Source organism: Mycobacterium sp. WUMAC-067 (assembly GCF_020217485.1).
In the GTDB taxonomy this organism is placed as follows: domain Bacteria; phylum Actinomycetota; class Actinomycetes; order Mycobacteriales; family Mycobacteriaceae; genus Mycobacterium.
Genome location: NZ_JAEKMI010000006.1, coordinates 94,792 through 117,117 on the forward strand (window position 1 = coordinate 94,792; position 22,326 = coordinate 117,117).

Consider the following 22,326-nt stretch of genomic DNA (forward strand, 5'->3'; position numbering starts at 1 on the left):
CGCGTCACCAGACGATGGCGGCCATGTCGCGGTTGTCCGAACACACGCTGCGCACCGCCGCCTCGATATCGGCGGCGGAGATGATCTGCAGGTCCTCGACCGTCACCGGTTGGCCCGCCCGCTTCTGCGCGACCACCCGGGTGTCGCGGAAGCCTTCGGCACGTTCGACGACATTGCGGGCGAACCGGCCGTTCTGCATGGCATCGATGCCGTGGCGCCCACCGGGAGTGGTGTAGTTGCGGATGGTCGTGGCCGCGTCCAGGAGCTTCTCGCGTGCGCCGTCGTCGAGCAGGCTGGCGCGCGGCGTCGCGTAGCGGTGTGCGATCTCGACGATCTCCGAAGGTGAGTAGGACTCGAAGCGCAGCTTGCGGTTGAACCGGCCGGCCAAACCCGGGTTCACGGTGAGGAATTGGTCCACCTGGTCTTCATAGCCCGCACCGATGAAACAGAAGTCGAATCGGTGCGCTTCCAGCGCGACGAGGAGCTGGTTGACGGCCTCCATGCCGATCATGTCGGGCGTGCCGTCCTGATGGCGTTCGATCAGGGAGTAGAACTCGTCCATGAAAATGATTCGGCCGAGCGACTTTTCGATCAGCTCGTTGGTCTTGGGTCCCGACTCCCCGATGAAGTGGCCGCAGAAGTCCGAACGGCGCACCTCCCGGATCTCGGGGTGGCGCACGATCCCCATGCCGGCGTAGATCTTGCCCAGCGCCTCGGCGGTGGTCGTCTTACCGGTGCCCGGCGGCCCGACCAGCAGCATGTGGTTGGTCTGCCCCTCCACCGGCAGGCCGTGCTCGAGGCGCATCATCCGCACTTCGAGTTGGTCTTCCAGCGCCGCGACGGCCTGCTTGACGGCGGCGAGCCCCACTTGCTTCGCCAGCAGCTTGCGTCCCTCGGCCAGCAGCTCGGCCCGCCGCCCGGCGGTGGCGTCCTCGTCGAGTTCGTCGCGGCTCTTGGCCGAGGACGCGTCCCAACGATCGGTGCGACTCTCGATGGTCTCTTCGTCGGTGACCACCAGGTGCAGGTTCGGGTCGGCCAGCGCTTCTTTGGCCGCCTCGGTGAGGACCCCGTTGATGGTGGCCTTGGACAGCCAGATCTGGGCCTTGTCCTCCTCGCGCAGCTGGCGGTGCACCATCCCGCGCACGTACGCCAGATCGGCAACGAGCAGCGGGATGTCGGCCGGGCCGATCGATGCGGTCAACACGTCGGCGTCGAAGCGCGACGACGACTGGGTGTGCCCGATCACGTCGACGCGGTCCAGCCAGTCCAGCGCGACCCGGCCCTGCCCGAGGTGGGCGGCGGCGTGCGCGGCCAGCGCGCAGATCGACGCCGTCACGGCCGACATGACGATCGCCTGCGCGGGCAGCTCCTCGGCGGCCGCCAGCAGCACGTCCGGCCAGCGTTGCGTCCGGTACATCAGGAAGGTGCGGGCCAGCTGGTGCCACTGGTAGTTGGTCCAGGAGTCCAGCAGGTCGCGGTTGGCCAGCAGTTTGTCGGCCTCGGCGTACTCGCCGGCGATCGTCAATGCGGACGAGAGCGCCAGCCCCACCTGCGATGCGTCGGTGACGGTGATGCCGATGTAGGGGCCCAGCTGGATCTCCGCGGCCAGCGTCTGCCCGATGCGAGTGGTCTCGCGGTGCAGCCATTCGCTGGTGGCGTAGAGACGCCGCAACGAGGCCAGGTCGCTGTCGCCGCACGCGATGCGGCCCAGCCACGCGTCGGCCATCGACGCGTCGGCGTCGGTGGCGGCCACGAACTCCGGTAAGGCCGCCGCCCGGCCCTGCCGGCCCATGATCCCCATCGCCCGGTCGAAATGCCTTCGGGCCGTTTGTAAATCACCCATCACATCCCCCATCACGAGCGCCGCCGCCGTGGTCATCGGGGTTGCGGTCAGCCGCCCCCGGTCGGAGCGAACCGCCGCCCAACGCGCTCATCAAACTGTGCCTCAAACTCGTCTTACCGAACTGCTACGTGCCGACCGACATGGTGACCGGATCCAGGCTGACATAGCGGTGCTCGGCACGGAACATGTCCATCTCGGCAAGCCAATTCTTCCCCGCAGCAGTGACATTCACCACCGTGGGGCCGACTTGCTCGATGATCACCTCGAAGCCGTGGCGCTGTCCCTCGGAGAGCCTGACGCCCGCGGGCGCGATGGTGATCACGGTCGCCGGGCGCGGGTTGGGCGAGATCGCGGCGTCCCGAATATCCGCGGCCCCGCCGTCGGGCGCCCCGTTGCCGTCCCTGCCCCGTCGCGCGGCGTATTCCACCACGCTGACGGTGGTGCGCGGTGCCGGGCGCGAGCCGTTGACGACGCTGATCTCCGGCATCCGAACGCTGAGCCAGCGCGACATGTCACGGGTGTGCACGCAGACGCGTTCCCCGGCGCCCGCGGTGCGGATCACGATCCGCTTGGCGATCGGGTCGTCGGCGGCGACGAACACCCGCGACAGTTCACCGGCGTCGGTGACCGGCACCAGCAGCCGATCGCCGTTGCTGAGTTTCCCGATCAGCACGCCCGAGGGCCCGATCTCGGTGACCAGCTCCGCGGGCAGCGGGCTGCGCCGGATTCCGCGCAGGTGTGGTCGGGGGCCGCACATGTTGGCCGACGCCGCCGCGGCCTGCTCGCCGTTGAGGCGGCGCAGGATCACGCTGGGCGGGGTGGGCGCGGGCGTGGGGGTGCGCACGGTGATGGTCGCGGTGCACTGCGAATCCGGATACACCGTCACGTTCTGGATGACCTCGTCGGCGCGCAGCGTCCACGCCTGGGACAGGTTGCGCGACGTGATCGCCCCGGGCGGATACGCATAGGTGGTCAGCCAGCCCGCTTCCCCGCGGATGGCTTTCCACCGCTGCGCCGGTCCCGACACCGCGTCCCAGCCGAGCCGGCGATCGAGTTCGACCAAATCGGTGGCGTTGGCCACCTTGGCCCGCAGGCCTTCGCAGCGCAGCAGACCCGCGATGCGCTGGGCGACCGAAATCGCCGCTACGCCAACGGTCGTGCGCCACACCAACGCGTGGGCGTTATCGAACACCGCCAGCCGCATGATCAGCCACGTTTCGCGCCGGCCCGCGTAGGGCGGGGTGCCGATCTCCGAGTCATACACCCGCGGATAGTCGCCGACGGTTCCGTGCCGGGACCCGATGCTGACGACGCTGATCGAGTCGAGTTGCAGGCCGAGGGCTTGGTCCAGCATCGGCACCAATTCGACGACATCGAGCACGTTGTCGGTCTCGACGGTCACCGATCCGGTCACCATGGTGGCCTGATGCGCTCTGCCCAGCAGCTGCACCGCGACCACGGCGACACCGTCCTGCACCCGCACGCCGCCACCGGATCGGTTGTTGGCCACGGTGATTGGGGCCGACCAGTCGATCGGGCGCCGACCGCGCCGCCACAGCACGGCCCACGACCACGCCGGCTGGCCCCACCAGCGCACGAACACCAGCGCGACGCCCACAATCACGGCGACCGCGGCGCCGATGTAGCCGGCCAGCAGCCAACTCGCGAGCGCCAGCAGGAACACCACCCACACCCCGACCACCCGGCGATTGCTGCCGCGGCTGAACCCGGTGAGGTTGGGCCTCATCGGGCCCTCCGCAAGCGCGCGGCGATCGCGAGGACGAGCACACCGGCGGCCACCACCCCCAGGAATCCGATCGCGACGTTGCGCGCCCGATGGTCGGGCGGCGGGGGCGGCGCCGCCGGGGTGATGACCCGACTCTGTGCGCCCGGCGCCAACCGCTCACCCGGCGGGATGTTGAACGTCAGCGCCGCGACCGGGTCCACCAGCCCGTAGCCGACCTTGTTGTCGACCCCCGCGGGCGGATTGTGGGCCGACTGCACGATCCGATTGATCACCTGGTGCGCACTGAGATCCGGGTACTTCGCCCGCACCAACGCCGCGACACCGCTGACGTAGGCCGCCGAGAAACTGGTTCCCCAGAACGGCATGTTCTTCTCGCCCGGCCTCGACGGTGGGTAGGCGTTGACCGGGATACCGCCGAACTGGGGCGAGAGACCCATGATGTGGGTCCCCGGTGCGGCAACGCCGACCCACGGTCCCGACATGCTCTTGTCCAGCGCGGCGCCACTTGCATCGACGGCGCCCACCGACAGGACGTAATCGGAAAACCACGACGGCGCCGAGACGACCTTGACCTGATGCCAGTCCCGCGGATCCGACGGGTCCAGCGGGTCGTACATCGGGTTGTTGTTGCACCCGGCCTCCCCGTCGTTGCCGGCGGCCGCCACAATCACGGCGTCCTTCACGGTGGCCGCGTACCACAGCGCCGCGCCCAGGGCCCGCTGGTCGGCCGGGGCCGCCGCGGGCAGGCAGGCGGTGACCGAGATGTTGATCACCTTCGCGCCCATGTTCGCGGCGTGAACCACCGCGCGCGCAACCGAATTCAGCGTGCCGGCCTTGACCTTCTCGTCGGAGTTGGGATCGCCCGGCGGCGGGTTGACCGGTTCGAACGCCCGCGACGATTGCCGGATCGAGATGATCGTCGCGTGCGGGGCCACCCCCACCACCCCGTCGGGCGCCCCCGGGGGAAGCGGCGGCACCGCGGGTTCTTCCTCGGTCTGCGGATCGGGCGGCCCGTTCGATGCGGCGGTGGCGCCGCCGCCCTCCGGTGGCGGGGGCGGCGGTGGCGGCGGGGGAAGGACCTGGGTGATCGTCACCGGAGGCGGCGGGGGCGGGGGCGCCATCGGGGGCGGCACCTCGACCGGCGGCGGGGGCGCCCCGGCGACCGGCGGCGGCCCGGCCGGCGGCGGGAACGCCGGAGTGGCCGGCATCGGCCGCGGCATCGGCAAAATCCCTTGGGGCGCAGCGCCGATGATCGAGCTGACGATGGTGCCGTGCGCGTCGCAGTCCGTCAGGCCGTCCTCACCCATGATGTAGTCACCACCGGGCACCACCGGCAGCCGCGGGTTCGGTGTCACCCCGGTGTCGATGACCGCGACGGGCACGCCGTTGCCGGTGCTGTATTGCCAGGCCTTGGTGATGTTGAGCAGGTTGAACCCCGGAGCCAGCTGCGCCACGTCGGGGTTTCGCACGATAATCGGCGACGAGCAGCTGTTGGCGCGGCGCATCGGCTGATCGGGCCGCGGCGGCCCGTCCGGTGGCACCATCCCCGGATCCACCGATGGCGGTGTGATCGCTTGTGCGGCAGGGATATTGGCGGACAACGCGACCAGGGTCAGGGTGACGGTCAACGCCGCCGCGGTTCTCAGTGGCGAATCCACGTGAAGAGCCCTCCCAGGGCCGCCGCCGCCGGCAGCAGAACGATGAATGCGAGCACTTCCACCCACTCCACGGTCAGCCGGATGAACGGCCTGAACCGCATGGCCGGCACCAAAAGCGCTGCGGCCAAACCCAATGCGGCGAACGTCGCCACCGCCACCACCGGCCACAGCAGTCCCGCCATCGCGTCGTGGGACCCGGCGACGGCGTATTTGACCACTCCGGCGCACACCGCCGCCGACGCCCCGCACACCAGCGCGACGGCCTGGTATTTGGCGGCGAATCCTCGGCCCTGGGTGATGAAGATCCCCACCACCAGGCCGGCGACCACCAGCGCCAGCCACGCCCACGGGCGCCCCGGCGTCAACACGCCCCACACCGCCGCGGGCAGCACGATCGAAACCCCGACGCACAGCCCCACCTGGACCGCGTTGACCAAGCGCGCCGAGGCGGCGATCGCGGCGCCGCGCGCCGTGATGTCGGTGAGTTCGTTGTCTTGTTCCTCGGATTCGTCCTCGCTGACCGGGGACACGGTGTCGACCGGCATCCCCTCGCGCCGGGCGAACAGGTCCCGTCCGGTGATCGATCCGAAATGCGGCGGCCTGACCCGGGCCACCCACAACGCGATCAGCGGGGTCATCCGGACCAGGACCAGCAGTCCGACCAACACACACACGGCCAACACCTGCGCCGTGGCCGGCCGGAACATCCGGACGGCGGCGACGACGGCCAGGACGCCGCAGACCGTCACCACGGCGGTGACCACCGCGGTCTGCCACCGGTTGCGCGCCGTCACCCCGATGGCGACGGCACCCAGGATCACCACCACGGCGCCGATCAGCCCGTGCGCCGCGCCGAGTACACCCGGCGGCGCGCAGGCGCCGGCGGTGGCCAGCGAGACCACCGCAAGCCAGGCGAACCCGCTGAACAGATCGCGCCGCTCCCGCCAGCCGTTCCGCACCACCAGGGTCGCGATGACCAACAGGACACCGACCCCGCCCGCCACCGCCGCCGGGATCGGGCCGTCGGTGAATGTCCGTGCCCGCAGCGTCAGCGCCACCACCACCGAGACGGCCATCGCGATGACCGCGACGGCCGTGTGCGCGGCCGTCAGCGGCGTCACCGGCGCGAACATCCGATCGCCGCCGTCGCGGCCCAGCCACTTGCCCATGGCGGCCAGCCCGGTCGACAGCGACTCGTACTGCGGTTCGAACGACTCCCCGTCGACCCTGGGCACCAGCACCAGGGTGTCGCCGTCCTGGACGCCCAGCTCGTCGAGGCTCTTATTGATATCGAGGCGGACCCCATTGATCTTGTGAAGTTCGTAGCTGCCCGCCGGCAATGAAATGCCGTCAAAACCTTTGCGCTTCAGGTCCGCGTCGAACAGCTCGACCATTCCCTCGAAGAATCCCTCCATCGGAATTCCGGCGGGGAAAACCTGGGAGCACAGATGCTTCTCGTAAGAAATGTTGACCGCACAACGCGCTGGAAAAGCGACCTTATGCGGCGAGGTCACGGTACCGCCCGCTCGGCATCCGGAATGTATTTGTCGGCCAGCCCCGCGGTGATTTCGAAGAGGCGCAATCGCGTCTTTTTCTTCAGCTCGTGAACCGTATCGATGATGCCGCCTTTGGCGAGGTGCGGATCGAACGGCAGCGCTTCGACGGTCGCCCCGACCTTGGTGAACCGCTCGGTCAGGTAAGCCAGCGCGTCCTTGTCGGTGATCTGGTCGGTGTGGTTCACGATCACGGTGCTGCGCGAGACCAACTCGTGGTAGCCCTGCGACCGCAGGTAATCCACCGCCCGCAGCACCGGACGCGAGCGGTCGGCGGTGATCCCCGAAACGAACACGAGGGTATCGGTGTTCTCCAATACCGGCTTCATCACTTCGTGTTCGAGATCGGGGGAGGTGTCGACGATCATCACCGTGTGGGTGCGCCGCAATCGCGACAGCACCCCGGAGAACATCGCCGGCACCAACGGCCTGGGTTGGTCCGAGGTCCGGTTACCGGCCAGCACATCGAGACCGATTGCGTTCTGCCCCAGATGTTCTCGGATATCGGCGTAGCCCTGGACATCGGTGTCGTTGATGATGGCGGTGTAGTCGCCGGGCGGGGAATCGTCGATGCGGTCGGCCAGCGTGCCGAAACCGGGAACGGCGTCGATCGCAATCACGTTCTGCGGGCGGCATTCCCGGAAGACGCCACCGAGGCAGGCGGTGAGCGTCGTGACCCCGACGCCGCCCTTGCCGGACACCACGGTGATCACATACTGCCGCCGGATATGCCGGCGTATGCGGTTTTGTAAATCACGATAGTGTCGTTCTCGGGGAGATTCACCGAGATTTATTTGTCGAAATGAGATGGCGTAAATGAATTTACGCCAGCCCGACCCCGGTGGAATCTTTCGTGGCGCGGCCAGATCGGTAATTCGCATCGTGTCGGATACCGAATCCGGGAAGTTGCTGCCCCCTGACGGATCCCCCCGTCTGAGCGCTCCTTCGTCCGACATATTCGGGTCATTCCAAGGGCTCGTCACGACGAGATGCTAACACGGTTCGCGATACCGCGTTTACCCGTTCAGAAACCCATCAAGTGCGACAGGCGTTGTTATTACAAGGCTTTGGTTAACTAAGTTACTTCGGCATCCGATAACACCGTCTACACCACCCGCCGATACGAGTGCCACTCGTCGCCCGCGGGCAGCCGGCGGATGAGCCGTTGCACCGCTCCGCCGATGTCGCTGCGCGAACCCGGCGAGAGAATCTGATAGCGGCGCTGCCCCGAGGTGACGCTTTCGATGCAGACCCGGCCCCCGGGGGTGTCCACGATGGAGACCGTCGAATCGCCGACGGCGACGCGCGCCAATTCGTCCGGCCCGACACCGGCCTGCAGCGCGACGATGTTCGCGTGCGCGGACCGGGCGGGGTCGGCGGCCGTGAGAACCACCTGCAGCTGGTCGGCGTCCAGGCGCTGTTCGAGCAGGAACGCCCGCAGGCTGGCGGTGTCGCGCACCGAGTTCAGCAGTTGCTCGGTGTCCAGGGTGATCGGCCGCAGCGGCGCGGCCTCGGCCACGCCGCACAGCCGCTCGATCTGACCGACCACGAGCTCGCTGGCCGAGGATTCGTTGCCGGCCGTGCCGGCGGGGTACAGACGCACCATGTCGCCGTGCCGCTCCAAGACCACCCACCAGGTCGCGAAGCGGTTGATCGACGCGCGCGTGGGCTCGCGACCCGGCACGCCCATCATGACGACCAGCCCCAGGTCGCGCCGCAGCAGGACGGTGAGCCATTCGCGGATCATCGGGTCGACGTTGCCGGCCTCATCCAGTGCGCCGGCGGCTATCAAGTCCGCGGCCGCGGGGTGGCCCAGCGCGCGCTCGGGGGTGTCGAGCCGCGGCAGCATCGGCCGCAGCCCCAGCTCAGGGCAGGTTTGCTCCACCCCGGTGATCGCCTGCAGCACCCACAGGCCATCGACCGTCGTCGTCAGCATGTCGCCCCGCCGTTAATCAGCGACTCCCTCGATCGGCGAAGAAGACACCGGAGGTGGGGCACATACGCTCGGCGCATCTGCCCCACCTTCGCTTGTCCCGGTGGTTGAGCGGGCTCAGAACAGGCCGGCGATGTGCTGGTCGGTGCTGAGCGCGCTGTCGAGCACGTGCGAGGTCGTCTGGCCGTGCTGACGGATGGTGTCGATGAGGCCCTGCAGCCCCGACAGCATCTGCGCCTGCGCCTCGAAGAAGCCCGACGCGCCGTGGCCGGCGAAGAATTCCTGCAGGGCGTGCGTCCGGTTGGAGGTGTCGTCGAAAATGGACTGCAGCTGGCCGGCGCGGGAAGCGACATCGGTGGCGAAGTCGGCTACGGCGCCCGGGTTGTAAGTGATCGGGTCGGACATGGTGAATTTCCTTTCAAAAGACCTTTATGAATTGACGAATGAGTGGACGGGTCAGGAGCCGTGGCCGCCGAATAGCGCGGTAAAGGCGTGTGAGGAATCCGCCTCGTGGCCTTCCATCAGTGCCGCCGCCTTCGTGAGGCCCTCAGCCAGACGCGTGCCGCCGGTCAAGACTTTGTTCAAGTCGTTTTGCACCTCGATGGCGGTCGCGTGCGACGCGGCGACCGCGTCACCGGACCAGGTGGCCGGGTTCATCACATTTTCCTGATTTGCGACGTATCCCTGACCGATCCCGATCGCATGTTCCATGTTCGCCTGAATCGCGTTTGAAGTATCGCGAAGCATTTGCGGGGTCACCTTGATTGTCACGGAATTCTCCTTCTGCGGTTGGCCGCCCCCCGTAAGGGCATGAAGCGAAGTGTATGGCGGCTGTTTGGACCTGTCGATTCACCTTTCACCAGGGGGTGTGCTTCAGACTCTCGCGTCGACAACCCGCACGGTCGCGGGCTGTTCGGCTTTGTCACGGGATCCGCGGTCGCCTCCCGCCCCGTGCCCCACGGGCATACCGCCCATCGGGGCACCACCCATCGTCGTGGTCTGCGGTCGCATGGCCTCGGCGCCTAATGCCCCGGCCGGCCGCAGCCCCACCGGCCGGCCACTGGTGGCGGGCTCGAAGGCGCTGACCGGACGGGTGAAACTGCTCGCGGGGACGCCCGCGCTGCCCAGGGACGCGCCCCCGCCGGCTTCCGCTGCCGAAAGCCCGGTGGCCGACACCGCCGAGACGGCGGGCGTCGCCCCGCCCATGCCCATGGCGCCGGGATTGGCGAACATGCCCATCAGCGGCTGCATCATCTGCATCGGCGCCTGCATCGCCTGCATGGGAGCCTGCATCATCTGGGGGGCCGCGCCCATCATCTGTTGCACGGGCTGCATGAACGTGCCGGCCTGACCCATGAAGTCCTGGGCGCCCGAGGTCGCCTGCCCCGCGCCCTGCGTCCCCGTCTGGGCGCCCTGCATGGCGGCGCGCATGCCGTCGCCGGCGCCCATTTGCGCGGCGGACTCGCCCACCGCCGCCGCGGCCTGCGCCGGCGCCGCCGGCGAGGCGCCCATGGTGGCGATCGGCGGCGGAATGGTCAGGCTCGAGGACAGGGCCGTGAGGATCGATCCGTAGCTGGCCCCGACCGCGGAGTTGTTCGGCCACATCGACCCGAAGTACTCGAGCTCGAGCGACGTGATCCGTGGGGTCAACGCGCCCAGTACCAGCGGGTTGATGCCGTAGTCGGTCGCGGTCTCGGTGCGGTTTTCGATGCACTCGGGCGCGGGACGCATCGAGCCGTACGCCATCTGATACGCCGAGACCGCGGTCGAAACCACCGCCGGCTTGACATCGACCCAGCCGGCAAGCCCGTGCAGCGACGCGTTCAGCGCGGTGGCGTTGGCCGCCGAGGCCAACGAACCGGCGCCCGTCCAGCTCGCCGAGGTCGCGACGGTGTTGATCGTCGAGGCAATGCTGGAGCCGTGATGGGTCGCCGCCAGCGCGGTCCAGGCGGCCTGATTCGCCAAATGAGTGACGACGCCCGCACCCGCCTTGAGCAGCAGGTCGTTTTCCTCAGGCGTACGCGCAGCCCACCCAGGATCGGCCATGCGCACTTCCCCCTTTGAACGTCGCCAGCGACTAAGCGCCGATAGCCAGCGTCAGGCTGCGCATGAGCTCGGTGACCACGTAGGTGCCCGAGGCGAGGGTCTGCGTGCCGGAGAACAAGCCGCGCTGGGCGGCGTGCTCGGACACCACGCCCAGGTAGCTCGCGCCGCACGCGTTCAATGCCGCCGCGAACATCGCCGAGTCGGGGTCGCCGCCCATCGGCAGCACTCCCAGCAGGACCGGCGACGCCGCCGAGGCCGCCGACTCGGTCTCCGCGCTGATCGCCGACTCCGCGGCTGCCGACGCCAGAACCGCCTCTGACTGCACCGAAACAACCATGATTCCCTCCGAACGCTCAACGCCAAAGCCACGTGCTTGGGGCCTACTTGGGGCCTTAGTGTAGTGCGGTTTCGTTGATCTTGTATTCGGTCCCTATCGGCCGGATGCGCGGCCCTGGTTTTCGGTAATTAATGCTGGTCCCAAGCGCGAAACTGGTGATTTCCCCAGAAGGTGTCGCTGATAAACCTCAATCGCCACTCAAGACCCGGCAGCCACAAAAGCGCCGCAGTTGGCCCGCGATAGCCACTGTTCGAGCACGTTTGCCTAGTCGCGGTCGTGATGGCATACCGCTTCGAGTTTGATGCCGAACGGGTCATACCAAAAGGTGGCGTAATAATGGCCGGGATATTGCGGGAAATGGCGCGGCGGGTGGATGACGGTGCCACCGTTTCGAACAACATGATCGTGTACCGCGCGCACCGATGATCGGCGCCGCACCATGAAGGCCAGGTGTTGCAGACCCGTCCGGTGCGCGGAGTACTCGCCCGGCTCGTCCGTAGGATAGAAGAACAGGTAGGTGCCCGGCTTGTTTCCGGCGGGCTTGTACGAAAATTCGTCTTCGGCCGCAAAGAACGGCTCGAATCCGACTAACGGCATCAGGGCGTCGTAAAACCGTTTGGCGGCCGGCAGATCCGGCACGTTGATGCCGAGGTGGCCCAGCATCGCGTTAGCCTCGCCGCCGACACCGCAGGGCGCTGCGGTTCATGAAATTGCCTCGTCTCGAGGAAGGCCGGTTGCCGTACGGAGCGTTTCGGCAACGACGCGACCCGTGTCCCGAAGCGGCCGGGTGCTCCGTTGCACCCGGCCGAGCATGATCGCCCCTTCCAGACTGGCCACCGCGAACGTCGCGAGTCGGCGGGCACGGGCGCTCGAGACGCCGGCGTCAATCAGCTGGGCGGCCACCCGTGACTCCCAGGAATCGAACACCACATGGCTCGCTTCACGCAGGGCTTCGTTGCTGCTGGCGATCTCACATGCCAGCGTGCCGATCGGGCAGCCGTCTGCGAAATCGGTTTCCTCCAGGGCGCGCGCGGCCCAGTTGAACCATTTGACGGCGGCCTGACCGATGTCGGCCGACTCTGAAAACACCCGGTCGAGCAACTGCTGGTAGCGCTCGGCGGTCTGGGAGATGGCCTGCACAGCCAGGTCTTGTTTACCGCCGGGGAAGAAGTGATACAGCGAACCCAACGGGGCCCGGCTTTCGGCGACGATCTGCTTGAGGCCGGTGCCTGAATAGCCCTGGCGCCGAAACAGTCCGGTCGCCGCGGTCAGAAAGCGATCGCGCGTCGGCGTTGTCATGAGGAGGTCTCCGACCGGGCGGTCGCCACACCGCCGGCCGCGGAACCCAGCGGGAGGGCGTCTACGATTCGCCGGGCGCGTTGACGATCGATGGAGTAGGCGTTCATCGCCTCACGCTCGAGTTGATCGTCCAGCGGGCGCCCGATGACATCGAGCACCGTCTCTTTGGCTGACCGAACCGCGGACTGTTCGTGCGCGGCAATGCGATCGGCGAGGGCATAGGCGGAACTCATCAAACCGTCTTGGGCGACCACCCGGGTGACGAGGTTGACCTGCAAGGCACGTTGCGCGTCGATCGGTTCACCGCTGAGCTCCAGATCCAGAGCGACTGCGAGCCCACAGGTATCGACAAGCCGTGAGATTCCCCCGTCGCCGTGATGAAAGCCCAAGCCCACCAATGGCGCACCGAACATCGCCCTGTCAGAGGCGATGCGGATATCGCACGCCAGCGCTAATTCGAGGCCGGCGCCCAGCGCCCAGCCGTTGACCGCCGCGAGCACCGGCTTGGCAATGCGGTGTAGCCCGCGCGTAATCCCGCCGAAGCCAACCCCTTTGGCGTTCCGCCGCACCACGGCCGCATCGGCGTCGAGCCACTGGGTGAACCATGTGTTGCGGTCGGCGCCGGCGCAAAATGCATTCCCTGTCCCCGTCAATATCGCGACGTCGACACCGTCGTCGTCGCGGAACTCCGCCCAGATTTCGCGCAGCCGCTGATCCATCTCAGGATCGATCGCGTTGCGCGCGCTTCGCCGGTCCAAGGTGATCGTCGCCACCCGACCCCGCTTCTGATACCGAACATGCTCAGCGCTGACGTTCATGGAAGCCTCCGCATCCGTTCGGCGTGACGTCACAAGATTATATAGATCGATCTACTAACGCAAGGGCTCAGCAGGCACCCCAACGACTCTCGCGTCGATTTGTCGCGTGGCCGGCAGCTACGCGGGGCCACGCCCGTCGCCGGCCAGCCGCAATAGGAGTCGAGTTCCCCCGAGGGGGCTGGTCTGCAATGCCGCTGTGCCGCCGTGCAATTCGGCCTGCTGGGCGACCAGCGCCAGACCCAGCCCCGACCCCGAACGCGAGGCCGTCGATCCGCGGGCGAAGCGCTCGAACACCGTGGCACGTTCGGATTCCGGGACCCCGGTGCCGTCGTCGTCGATCGCGATCTCCACGCCCTCGCCGGAACTGCTGACGGTCAGCTGGATCTTGCCGGCGTTGCCGTGCTTGACGGCGTTGGCGATGGCGTTGTCGATCACCAGCCGCAGGCCGGTGGGGAGCCCGACCATCAGCACCGTCGGCGACGGCACCAGCGACACCTCGACGTCGGGGTAGATGCGCAGCGCGTCGTGTGCGGCACGGTCGAGAAGCTCGGTGATGTCGAAGGGGACGAAATCGTCGACGGTGGTCAGCTCGCCCTGGGCCAGCCGCTCCAGCGCGGTCAGCGTCCCTTCGATGCGGCTCTGGGTGCGGATGACGTCGCCGATGACCTCGTGCCGCTGCTCGGGCGGCAGGTCCAAGGTGGACAACACCTCGAGGTTGGTGCGCATGGCCGTCAACGGCGTGCGCAGCTCGTGCGAGGCGACGGCGGCGAAGTCGCGCGCCGACTCGAGCGCAGCCTTGGTGCGCTGCTGTTCCTTGCCGATGCGGGCCAGCATTCCCTCCACCGCCTCGGCGATCTCCACCGCCTCGCGCACGCCGCGCACCTGGACCTCGTCGGGGCTGGACTGGGCGTTGATCGCGCGGGCCTGCTGCGCCAGCAGCAGGAACGGATTGACCATGATCAGCGAGATCACCCAGCCCACCACGACCGTGCCGCCGATCACGCTGGCGCAGATCAGCAACACCCGCAGGTGCAGTTCGTTGATCCGGTGCTGGGCCTCGGCCAGCGGCGCGGCCAGCGCGATCGAGGCGGGACCCGCGGTGAACGTGCGAACGCGGTACTGCACCCCGTTGATGGTCGTGTTGGCATAGCCGTCCGGGAGTTGCGGCAACACGATGTTGCTGGGCGCCGACACGGTCACCCCGCCGATGCGCGCGGTGCGCACCAGGTTGCCGTCCGGCATGTGCCGGTCGGGGGTGGCGGGCGGCGCGGTGTTGAGCAGGCTGCTGATGTCTCCCAGGCTGCTGACCGAATCCAGCCGGCGATCGAGCTGGCTGTACTGGTCATTGGTGACGCCCACCCACACCCAGGTGCCCAGCAGGACGACCAGCGTCATCACCGATATGGCGGCGACGATGAGGATGGTGCGCAGCGACAGCACCCGCATCGGCAGCTGTACATGCGGGAAGACGCGGATGTCGGGCTCCTTTGTGGGTTCGTGACGACCAGCCTGAGTACAACCCTCACAGCGGCAGGGGTTCGGCACGTTCAAGCGCGAGGGCGTTTCGCAAGAATTTACCGCTAATCGCGGCGCCGCCCTGCGCGTCACCTATCGGGGACCGACCATCGTTTTGCTCGCCGCGTGGTGAGTGAGTACTCTCTCACCGTGCTGACTGGGCCGGGTCGAGGGCGTGACCGCCTGCTTTCCGCGGCGTTGCGGCTGTTCGCCGCCAAGGGATACGCGGCCACGTCGGTGGCCGACATCCAGCGCGAATCGGGGCTGGCGCCCGGCTCGGGCGCGCTCTACAAGCACTTCGGCTCCAAACGCGAGTTGCTCGAGGCCGCGGTCGCGCACCGGATCGACAGCATCGTGGCCGCGCGAGAGCAGTACGACGCGGGACAGCCGGGCAGCGTCGAGCAAGCGGTGCGCACCGCCGGCCAGCTGATCTGGAGCAACCTCAAACACAGCGAGGATCTGCTCAAGGTCATGCTGCGCGAGCCCGACGAGCTCGGCGACCTCGACGAGAAGACGTGGCAGGTCATCACCGACAACGCCTACCAGCGCTTCGCCGATGAACTGGCCGCGTCGAATCGCTCCGGCCGCACCAGCATCCCCGACCCCGAAGCGGCCGCGGCCGTCGCGATCGGCTCGCTGTCCTACGCGGCGACGCTGCAAGCGCTCACCGGCCGCCTGCCGGGAAACACCGACGAAGAACGGTATTTCGAGGCGTGGGTCAACCAGACGGTCAGCGTCCTGGCCCAGTACGCCAATCCCCGAAATCCTTTGCACACCAATGATTCAGGAGACCAGCTGTGACGTTTTCACTACAACTGTCCGACGACGTGATCGAAGTCCGCGACTGGGTGCACCAGTTCGCCGCCGACGTCGTCCGGCCCGCCGCCGCGGAATGGGACGAGCGCGAGGAAACACCGTGGCCGGTGATCCAGGAGGCCGCCAAGGTCGGGCTGTACTCCCCCGACCTGTTCGCCCAGCAGGCGGCCGAGCCGACGGGCCTGGGCATGCTGACGGTGTTCGAGGAATTGTTCTGGGGCGACGCGGGTATCGCCCTGTCCATCATGGGCACGGGCCTCGCCGCCGCGGCACTGGCGGGCAACGGCACTCCAGAACAGCTGGGCCGCTGGTTGCCCGAGATGTTCGGCACCGCTGACGAACCCAAGTTAGGCGCGTTCTGTTCGTCCGAGCCGGACGCGGGTTCCGACGTCGGCGCCATCCGGACGCGGGCGCGCTACGACGAGGCGACCGGCGAGTGGGTCCTCAACGGCACCAAGACCTGGGCGACCAACGGCGGCATCGCCAACGTGCACATCGTGGTGGCGTCGGTCTACCCCGAGCTCGGCACGCGCGGGCAAGCGACCTTCGTCATCCCGGCGGGCGTCAAGGGCCTGGCGCAGGGCCAGAAATCCAAAAAGCACGGGATCCGCGCCTCCCACACCGCCGAGGTGGTGCTCGACAACGTCCGGCTGCCCGAGGACCACATCCTCGGGGGCCGGGAGAAGTTCGAGGCGCGCATCGCCCGCGTCAAATCGGGTGCGTCCGCCCGCGGGCAGGCCGCGATGAAGACGTTCGAGCGCACCCGGCCCACCGTCGGCGCGATGGCCGTCGGCGTGGCCCGGGCCGCCTACGAGTACGCGCTCGAATATGCCTGCCAGCGTGAGCAATTCGGCCGCAAGATCGGCGAATTCCAGGCCGTGGCCTTCAAGCTGGCGGACATGAAGTGCCGCATCGACGCCGCCCGGCTGCTGGTGTGGCGCGCGGGATGGATGGCCCGCAACAACCAATCCTTCGACTCCGCGGAGGGGTCGATGGCCAAGCTGGTGGCCAGCGAGACCGCGGTCTACGTCACCGATGAGGCGATCCAGATCTTGGGCGGCAACGGGTACACCCGCGACTATCCCGTCGAGCGGATGCACCGCGACGCGAAGATCTTCACCATCTTCGAGGGCACCAGCGAGATCCAGCGCCTGGTGGTCTCCCGGGCGCTGACCGGGTTGCCTATCCGGTGACGGCCGCCGTGTGACGCGCCGCGCGGCCCGCGGCCCGCGCCGGGTGGGGCACGCGACATGATGGCGGCATGGCTACCGAGATCCGGGTGCTCGACAGCGAGGACGACCTCATCGCCGCCGCGAACGTGTTTCGCACCGCCATGGTCGGGTTTCCCCCGCTTGCGGGTCTCGCGCCCGGCCAGATCACCACGCTGCTCGAGGCGGGCCGCACCGTCGGGGCATTCGCCGACGGCCAGCTTGTCGGCACCGCCGACGCCGTGACGAGTTGGTTGACGCTGCCCGGCCCGGCGATCGTGGGGCACGCCGCCGTGACCCACATCGGGGTGCTGCCGTCGCACACCCGGCGTGGCATCGCCACCGAGCTGATACGTCACCAGTTGGGCGACTTCGCGGCGCGCGGTGAGGTGGTGGCGACGCTGCGGGCCTCGGAGGCGACGATCTACGGACGCTACGGCTACGGCGTCGCGAGCTCGTCGCAGTCGGTCGAGGTCCAGACCGCGCGGGCGGCGCTGCGGCGCGATGTCGGGACGGGCGGTCGGGTGCGCTTGCTCGACACCGCGCAGGTGTGGGACGTGCTGCCCCGCATCTACGCCGAGAACCGTCCCGCTCGTCCGGGAACCATCGACCGCCCGCCGGCGTGGTGGCAGGGCGTGCGGCTGCGCACCGAATCCACCGCTGGGGCCGCGTATGTCGCGGTGCACGGCGAGCCGGGATCCGAATCCGGCTTCGTCCGGTACCGCCCGATCGACACCGAGCGGTGGTTTGTCAGCGACCAGCGCACCATCGTGGTCGAGGATTTCTTCGCGCCCACCACCGAGGCCTACCTCGGGCTGCTGCGATTCCTGCTCGGACTCGATCTGGTTGACCGCGTGCTGTTTTGGATGCTGCCGCTCGACGATCCGCTGCCGTGGCTCCTCGACGACCGGCGCGCCGTGCGGGTCACCGCCGTGCACGACGAAACCTGGCTGCGCATCATCGATGCGGAGGCGGCGCTGACCGCCCGTGGCTACGGCGGCGACGGCGCGGTCAGCATCGCGGTCAATGACCCTCTGCTACCGGCCAATTCGGCGCGGTTCGCCATCGCGGGCGGCGGCGCGGCGGTCACCGACCGGCAACCCGACCTCACCGTCGACGTCGAGGGGCTCGCCGCCGTCCTGCTGGGCGGGGCCACGTGGCGCGAGCTCGCCGCGGCCGGGCTGGCCCGCACCGACGATCCGGCGGCGCTGGCGGTGGCCGATCGACTGTTCGCCGTGCCCGAGGCGCCCCACGCCGGGTTCTACTTCTGAGGGCGAGAGTGAAACGCATGATCGTCGTCATCGGCGCGGGGATATGTGGTCTCGCGGCGGCCTACGAGCTCTCTCGGCAGGGTCACGACGTGATCGTGCTGGAGCGCGGGCGTCCCTTCGGGGAGCAATCCGCCGGGCTGGCGCGGATATTCCGGGTCGCGCATCGACGTCCGGCGCTGTGCCGGTTGGCGCTGGCGGCCCGGGCGGGCTGGCAACGTTGGGAATCCGAGTTCGGCGCGGGGCGACTGCTGGGCTCCGAGGGCTTCATCGCCGCCGGCTCCCGCGACGAGATCGCGGCGGCCATGACGTCGGCCGGCGCGCGGTTCTCCCGGCTCGACCGGGCCGAAATCGCGGCACGGCTTCCCTTCGCGGTGGTGCCTTGGGAGACAGGGGTTTTCGATCCGCTGGGCGGCAGCCTGCGCATCCGCCGCGCCCTGGGCGCGTTGGCGCACCGCGTCACCATCCGGAACGCGGAGGCGCAGTCGGTGGCCGACGACGGCGCGACGACGCTCACCGACGGCACCGTGCTGCGCGGTGACCGGGTGCTGATCTGCGCGGGCGCGCACACCCCAGACCTGTTCGGCCCCCTCGGGGTTGACTTCGTCCCGCACACACGGTTCACCTATCGCGGCGCGGACGCGACCGGCGCGGCGTGCCTGTCCGCGCCCGAGGGCTACGGATTGCCGCTCGGCAGTACGGGCCGGTGGGCGTTCGGCCAGGAGGTGGCGGACCCCGCGACCGTGCGCGCGCTGTTCCCGTCGCTTTCGCCGGTCGACCAGGTGGACTGCGTCAGTGTCCGTGCCCCGTGGCTTGATTCGGGCGGCGACGGCTGGACCGTGGCGCGGCGTGGGCGCGTGCTGGCGTTCGTCGGCAGCAACCTGATGAAATTCGGTCCGCTGCTCGGTGAACTGCTGGCGCGGGCCGTGTTGACTGACGAGGTGCCCGCGGAGTTGCTGCTGGATTAGTCCGGCGGCAACCCTGCGGGCCTTGGCATCTGTGGACTCCAAACCGTAAGAGCGGCAATGGAACCCAGACCGGCGGTCGGGCCGGTCAGCCGTGCGGCGCCTCGGAGATCTTGGTGTCCGGCTTTCCGAGCGTCTGGCAGTACGTCGTCACCGACAGCCGCGTTGCGGAAATCTCCACATTGCTCGGGTCGGCGCCGCTCTTGTCCTTGAGCATCTTGCTGACTTCGTCGTTCTGCTTCTTCTCGTCCTGCGTGGTGAAGTCTTTGCACTTTGTGTCGCCGCCGGTGTTGATGACCTGTGAGGCCGAACATGCGCCGGACAACAAGGCGGAGATCGCGATCGTGGCTGCCGCAATGTACTTCATCGTGTGCCTTCCTGGGTGCGAGTAGTGGTATCAGTACACCAAATCCGCTGATTTCAAACCCCTTCACACCGCGAAGTCCGGGCCCGCGGCGGAGGCGTGATCGCGTCCACCGGGAATAACCACCCGGGTGGCGTCGCGTTCTACGATCGTCGGGCGCGCGCACGTTGGAGGGGGAGAAGACCGGTGATCTCGTCGAGCGTGCGCAGCGGCCGCAACCGCCGACTGCGTCCGGGCCGGGAAGCCGCCCCCGCCCGGGCCCTGTTCATCAGCGTGTTGGCCCTGCTGCTGGCGACGGGATGGGTCGCCAATCACTTCGTCGGGTTGATGCCGGTGATCAGCGAGCACGAACACCTCAGCGCCGCCACCCTCGACGGCATCTTCGGCATCTACGCGCTCGGGTTGCTCCCCGGATTGCTGATCGGCGGCCGCACGTCGGACGCGTGGGGCCGTCGCCCGGTGGCGCTGGCGGGGGCGGCCGCCGCCGTGGCGGGGACGGTGGCGATGCTGCTGTCCCAGCACACCGGCGCGCTGCTGTCGGGCCGCCTGGTCGTCGGGCTCGGTGTGGGCCTCGCCATCAGCTCCTGCACCGCGTGGGCTTCCGATCTGAGAGGCCCGGCCGGCGCCGCGACCGCGGGAGCGGTGCTCACCGCCGGCTTCGCCATCGGGCCGTTCGCCGGCGGGGGCTTTGCCTGGGCCGGGCACTCCGGCATTCGGGTGTCGTTCGCCGTCGCCGCCGCCATTGTGGTGCTGGCGTCGTGTGCCGTCATCGTCGCGGCCGAGCCCGGCGAGCTGACCGGGCCGGCACCGGCCGCCGACAGGGCCCCGGCGGCACCGGCCACGCAGGGCGTGTCGCGGGCCCTGAGTTGGGCCATGCCACTCGCACCGTGGGTATACGCCTCGGCGACACTGGGATTCGTCACCATCCCCACCCGGCTACACACCGCGCTCGCGGCTCCGATCGCGGCGGGCACGGCCACCCTGATCGTCAACGGGGTCAGCGGGGTCGTTCAGGTGCTGGCCCGCACGCGCCGCTGGGGCCCACAGACCGGCACCGCCGGTGCGGTTCTGGCCGCACTCGGCTACGTGATGGCCGCGACGGCGCCACCGACCCTGACGCCCGTGCTGGGGCTACCGCTGTTGGTGATCCTGGGGTGCGCGTCGGGCCTGTGCCTGCGCGAAGGCCTGATCGATCTCGAGGCCGCGGCGCCGCAGCACCTGCGGGGCGCTCTGACCGGGGTGTTCTACGTCGTCACCTACGTCGGCTTCGCCCTGCCGCTGTTGTTGGCGACCGTCGACCCTGGCGCCGCGCTGGCGATCCTGTCCACCATGGCGGTATTGGCCTTGGCGACGGCGGTCGGCAGGGCGGCGCGGCTACGACGAGATAGTCACCGCCAGAACTGATTCGGACCCGTCAGCGTCGGCGCTCACAGCAGTTGGCGCAGCGTCTCGATCAGCTTGATCCGCTCGGCCGTCGTCGACGCGATGGGCGCCACGTTCAGCGTGGTCACCCCCGCCTCACGGAAGGCGGCCAGGCGTTCCTTGACGAACTCCCGGGTGCCGATCAGGTTGACGTCGCGCACCAGATCATCGGGCACCACCTTGGCGGCGCCGTCCTTGTCACCGGCCAGATAGAGCTCCTGGATCCGGTCGGCCTGCGGGCCGTACCCGTACTTGGTCGCAAGGGCGTGATAGAAGTTCTTGCCCTTGGCGCCCATCCCGCCGATGTACAGCGCCAGGTGTGGCTTGACGAATTCCCTTAGCGGCTCGACGTTTTCGCCGATGGCCAGTACGGGTCCGGCATAGATGCCGAGCTCGCCCAAGGCGGGGTCCCGCTTGGCCCGGCCGGCGGCCAGGGACGCCCCCCACACGTCCTGCGCCTTCTCGGGCAGGTAGAAGATCGGTTGCCAACCCTCGGCGATCTCCGCCGCCAATTCGACGTTCTTCGGCCCCAACGCGGCTACCAAGATCGGAATGCGCTCGCGGACAGGCCGATTGATCAGCTTGAGGGGCTTGCCGAGCCCGGTCCCCCGGTCGGGAGGCAGCGGGATCGTATAGTGCTTCCCCTCGTGCTGCACGGTCTCGCGTCGCCACACCTGGCGACAGATGTCGATGACTTCGCGCGTCCGGCCGATCGGGGCGTCGTACGGCACTCCGTGGAAGCCCTCGATGACCTGCGGGCCGGACGCGCCCAGGCCGAGGGTGAACCGGCCGTCGGAGACGTAATCGAGACCGGCCGCGGTCATCGCGGTCAGGGTGGGCGTCCGGGTGTAGAGCTGCAGGATGCCCGACGCCAGCTCGACCCGTTGTGTGCTGGCCGCCAGATAGCCGAGCGCGCTCACCGCATCGAACGAATACGCTTCGGGGACAAAAACAATGTCCAGTCCGGCGCGTTCCAGGTCGGCCACTTCGGCGGCCACGTCCTTGAAACCGCCCGCATAATTGATGCTCAATCCAATCCGCATGGTCATTACTTCTACGCGTTCCCGGATTGATCGGCCAATTCGAGCGCCTCCCGCTGAATGCGGTCGAACTGGGCCCCCATCGCCTCCGACAATGCCGTCGCGCCCGACAGCGGCCGCACCATCACCATGAACTCGTCGATCAGTCCGTCGTCGTTGAAATGCAGGAAGTCGCAACCGGTGATCTTCACTCCGGGCGCCCCCACAATCCCGGTCTCGAACACGAGGGCGTGGTCGCGGCCACCCGCGTCATGAATCTCCCGGATGTAGCGGAAGTTCTCGAAGACGCGCAGCACGCCGCGCAAAATCGCCGCGGTGATCGGCTTGCCGACATACGGCTTGAACGCCACCGGGCTGGTGAACACCACCGCGTCGGCCAGCATCGCCTGGAGGGCCTCTTCATCGCGCTCTTCGACGGCCTTGCGGAACGGGTGCATCGGCGACCTCGCATAGTCAACTTGTTGAGTATTCAGGTTGACGCTAGGGTCCGCCTC

22 protein-coding genes are annotated in these 22,326 nt (G+C 68.4%); 5 read left to right on the forward strand and 17 right to left on the reverse strand.

Features of this window, described 5'->3' with window-relative positions; translation table 11 throughout:
- Nucleotides 1–4: 4 nt before the first annotated feature.
- The 14 genes from eccA2 to JF781_RS06075 all read right to left on the reverse strand — a co-directional run bounded on the left by eccA2 (nt 5) and on the right by JF781_RS06075 (nt 14,680).
- Nucleotides 5–1,855 (reverse strand): type VII secretion system ESX-2 AAA family ATPase EccA2, encoded by a 1,851-nt coding sequence (gene eccA2 / locus JF781_RS06010; RefSeq protein ID WP_225330574.1) that lies wholly within the window; start codon nt 1,853–1,855, stop codon nt 5–7.
- A 112-nt stretch (nt 1,856–1,967) separates the two neighbouring features.
- The gene (gene eccE, locus JF781_RS06015) at nt 1,968–3,590 is read right to left on the reverse strand and encodes a type VII secretion protein EccE (protein WP_225330572.1); all 1,623 of its coding nucleotides are present in this window, start codon (nt 3,588–3,590) and stop codon (nt 1,968–1,970) included.
- Nucleotides 3,587–5,248, reverse strand: a complete 1,662-nt coding sequence (gene mycP2, locus JF781_RS06020) for a type VII secretion system ESX-2 serine protease mycosin MycP2 (protein ID WP_225341151.1) — start codon at nt 5,246–5,248, stop codon at nt 3,587–3,589. Before mycP2 ends, eccE begins: the two co-directional genes overlap by 4 nt.
- A complete protein-coding gene (gene eccD, locus JF781_RS06025; protein WP_225327812.1) occupies nt 5,233–6,762 on the reverse strand; it encodes a type VII secretion integral membrane protein EccD in 1,530 nt (509 codons plus the stop codon). Before eccD ends, mycP2 begins: the two co-directional genes overlap by 16 nt.
- Nucleotides 6,759–7,784: a MinD/ParA family protein gene (locus JF781_RS06030; protein WP_008262890.1), complete on the reverse strand. Its 1,026-nt coding sequence runs from the start codon at nt 7,782–7,784 to the stop codon at nt 6,759–6,761. Before JF781_RS06030 ends, eccD begins: the two co-directional genes overlap by 4 nt.
- A 122-nt stretch (nt 7,785–7,906) precedes the next feature.
- The gene (locus tag JF781_RS06035) at nt 7,907–8,737 is read right to left on the reverse strand and encodes an ESX secretion-associated protein EspG (protein WP_225327811.1); all 831 of its coding nucleotides are present in this window, start codon (nt 8,735–8,737) and stop codon (nt 7,907–7,909) included.
- Nucleotides 8,738–8,851: 114 nt separating this feature from the next.
- Nucleotides 8,852–9,139, reverse strand: coding sequence for a WXG100 family type VII secretion target (locus JF781_RS06040; RefSeq protein WP_008262888.1), 288 nt, complete (start codon nt 9,137–9,139; stop codon nt 8,852–8,854).
- 51 nt (nt 9,140–9,190) lie between these two features.
- Nucleotides 9,191–9,505 carry a WXG100 family type VII secretion target gene (locus tag JF781_RS06045; protein WP_008262887.1) on the reverse strand — a complete coding sequence of 105 codons (315 nt, stop codon included), beginning with the start codon at nt 9,503–9,505 and terminating at the stop codon, nt 9,191–9,193.
- A gap of 102 nt (nt 9,506–9,607) precedes the next feature.
- Complete coding sequence (locus JF781_RS06050; RefSeq protein WP_225327810.1) at nt 9,608–10,780, reverse strand: PPE family protein; 1,173 nt, start codon at nt 10,778–10,780, stop codon at nt 9,608–9,610.
- A 31-nt stretch (nt 10,781–10,811) separates the two neighbouring features.
- A complete protein-coding gene (locus JF781_RS06055; protein WP_255641170.1) occupies nt 10,812–11,117 on the reverse strand; it encodes a PE domain-containing protein in 306 nt (101 codons plus the stop codon).
- Nucleotides 11,118–11,381: 264 nt separating this feature from the next.
- Nucleotides 11,382–11,780: a VOC family protein gene (locus JF781_RS06060; RefSeq protein ID WP_225327809.1), complete on the reverse strand. Its 399-nt coding sequence runs from the start codon at nt 11,778–11,780 to the stop codon at nt 11,382–11,384.
- A gap of 39 nt (nt 11,781–11,819) precedes the next feature.
- On the reverse strand, nt 11,820–12,416 hold the full coding sequence (locus tag JF781_RS06065) for a TetR/AcrR family transcriptional regulator (RefSeq protein WP_225327808.1): 597 nt from the start codon (nt 12,414–12,416) through the stop codon (nt 11,820–11,822).
- Nucleotides 12,413–13,234, reverse strand: coding sequence for an enoyl-CoA hydratase/isomerase family protein (locus tag JF781_RS06070; RefSeq protein WP_225327807.1), 822 nt, complete (start codon nt 13,232–13,234; stop codon nt 12,413–12,415). The genes JF781_RS06065 and JF781_RS06070 overlap by 4 nt, the downstream gene beginning before the upstream one ends.
- Before the next feature lie 117 nt (nt 13,235–13,351).
- Nucleotides 13,352–14,680: a HAMP domain-containing sensor histidine kinase gene (locus JF781_RS06075; RefSeq protein ID WP_225327806.1), complete on the reverse strand. Its 1,329-nt coding sequence runs from the start codon at nt 14,678–14,680 to the stop codon at nt 13,352–13,354.
- Between the two features lie 219 nt (nt 14,681–14,899).
- Between JF781_RS06075 and JF781_RS06080 the strand changes: the two genes are divergently transcribed.
- From JF781_RS06080 to JF781_RS06095, 4 genes are all read left to right on the forward strand, one after another.
- Nucleotides 14,900–15,550: a TetR/AcrR family transcriptional regulator gene (locus tag JF781_RS06080; protein WP_225327805.1), complete on the forward strand. Its 651-nt coding sequence runs from the start codon at nt 14,900–14,902 to the stop codon at nt 15,548–15,550.
- The gene (locus JF781_RS06085) at nt 15,547–16,758 is read left to right on the forward strand and encodes an acyl-CoA dehydrogenase family protein (protein WP_225327804.1); all 1,212 of its coding nucleotides are present in this window, start codon (nt 15,547–15,549) and stop codon (nt 16,756–16,758) included. Before JF781_RS06080 ends, JF781_RS06085 begins: the two co-directional genes overlap by 4 nt.
- Before the next feature lie 68 nt (nt 16,759–16,826).
- On the forward strand, nt 16,827–18,044 hold the full coding sequence (locus tag JF781_RS06090) for a GNAT family N-acetyltransferase (protein ID WP_225327803.1): 1,218 nt from the start codon (nt 16,827–16,829) through the stop codon (nt 18,042–18,044).
- A 17-nt stretch (nt 18,045–18,061) separates the two neighbouring features.
- A complete protein-coding gene (locus JF781_RS06095) occupies nt 18,062–19,009 on the forward strand; it encodes an FAD-binding oxidoreductase (protein ID WP_225327802.1) in 948 nt (315 codons plus the stop codon).
- Between the two features lie 85 nt (nt 19,010–19,094).
- Here the strand turns inward: JF781_RS06095 and JF781_RS06100 are convergent, their stop codons facing one another.
- Nucleotides 19,095–19,373, reverse strand: coding sequence for a hypothetical protein (locus JF781_RS06100; RefSeq protein ID WP_225327801.1), 279 nt, complete (start codon nt 19,371–19,373; stop codon nt 19,095–19,097).
- 183 nt (nt 19,374–19,556) lie between these two features.
- Between JF781_RS06100 and JF781_RS06105 the strand changes: the two genes are divergently transcribed.
- Nucleotides 19,557–20,774, forward strand: a complete 1,218-nt coding sequence (locus tag JF781_RS06105; RefSeq protein ID WP_225327800.1) for an MFS transporter — start codon at nt 19,557–19,559, stop codon at nt 20,772–20,774.
- A 23-nt stretch (nt 20,775–20,797) separates the two neighbouring features.
- On the opposite strand, the gene JF781_RS06110 is transcribed toward JF781_RS06105, so the two are convergent.
- On the reverse strand, nt 20,798–21,835 hold the full coding sequence (locus tag JF781_RS06110) for an LLM class F420-dependent oxidoreductase (protein ID WP_225327799.1): 1,038 nt from the start codon (nt 21,833–21,835) through the stop codon (nt 20,798–20,800).
- An 11-nt stretch (nt 21,836–21,846) separates the two neighbouring features.
- Nucleotides 21,847–22,269 (reverse strand): nuclear transport factor 2 family protein, encoded by a 423-nt coding sequence (locus JF781_RS06115; protein WP_225327798.1) that lies wholly within the window; start codon nt 22,267–22,269, stop codon nt 21,847–21,849.
- Nucleotides 22,270–22,326 lie beyond the last annotated feature (57 nt).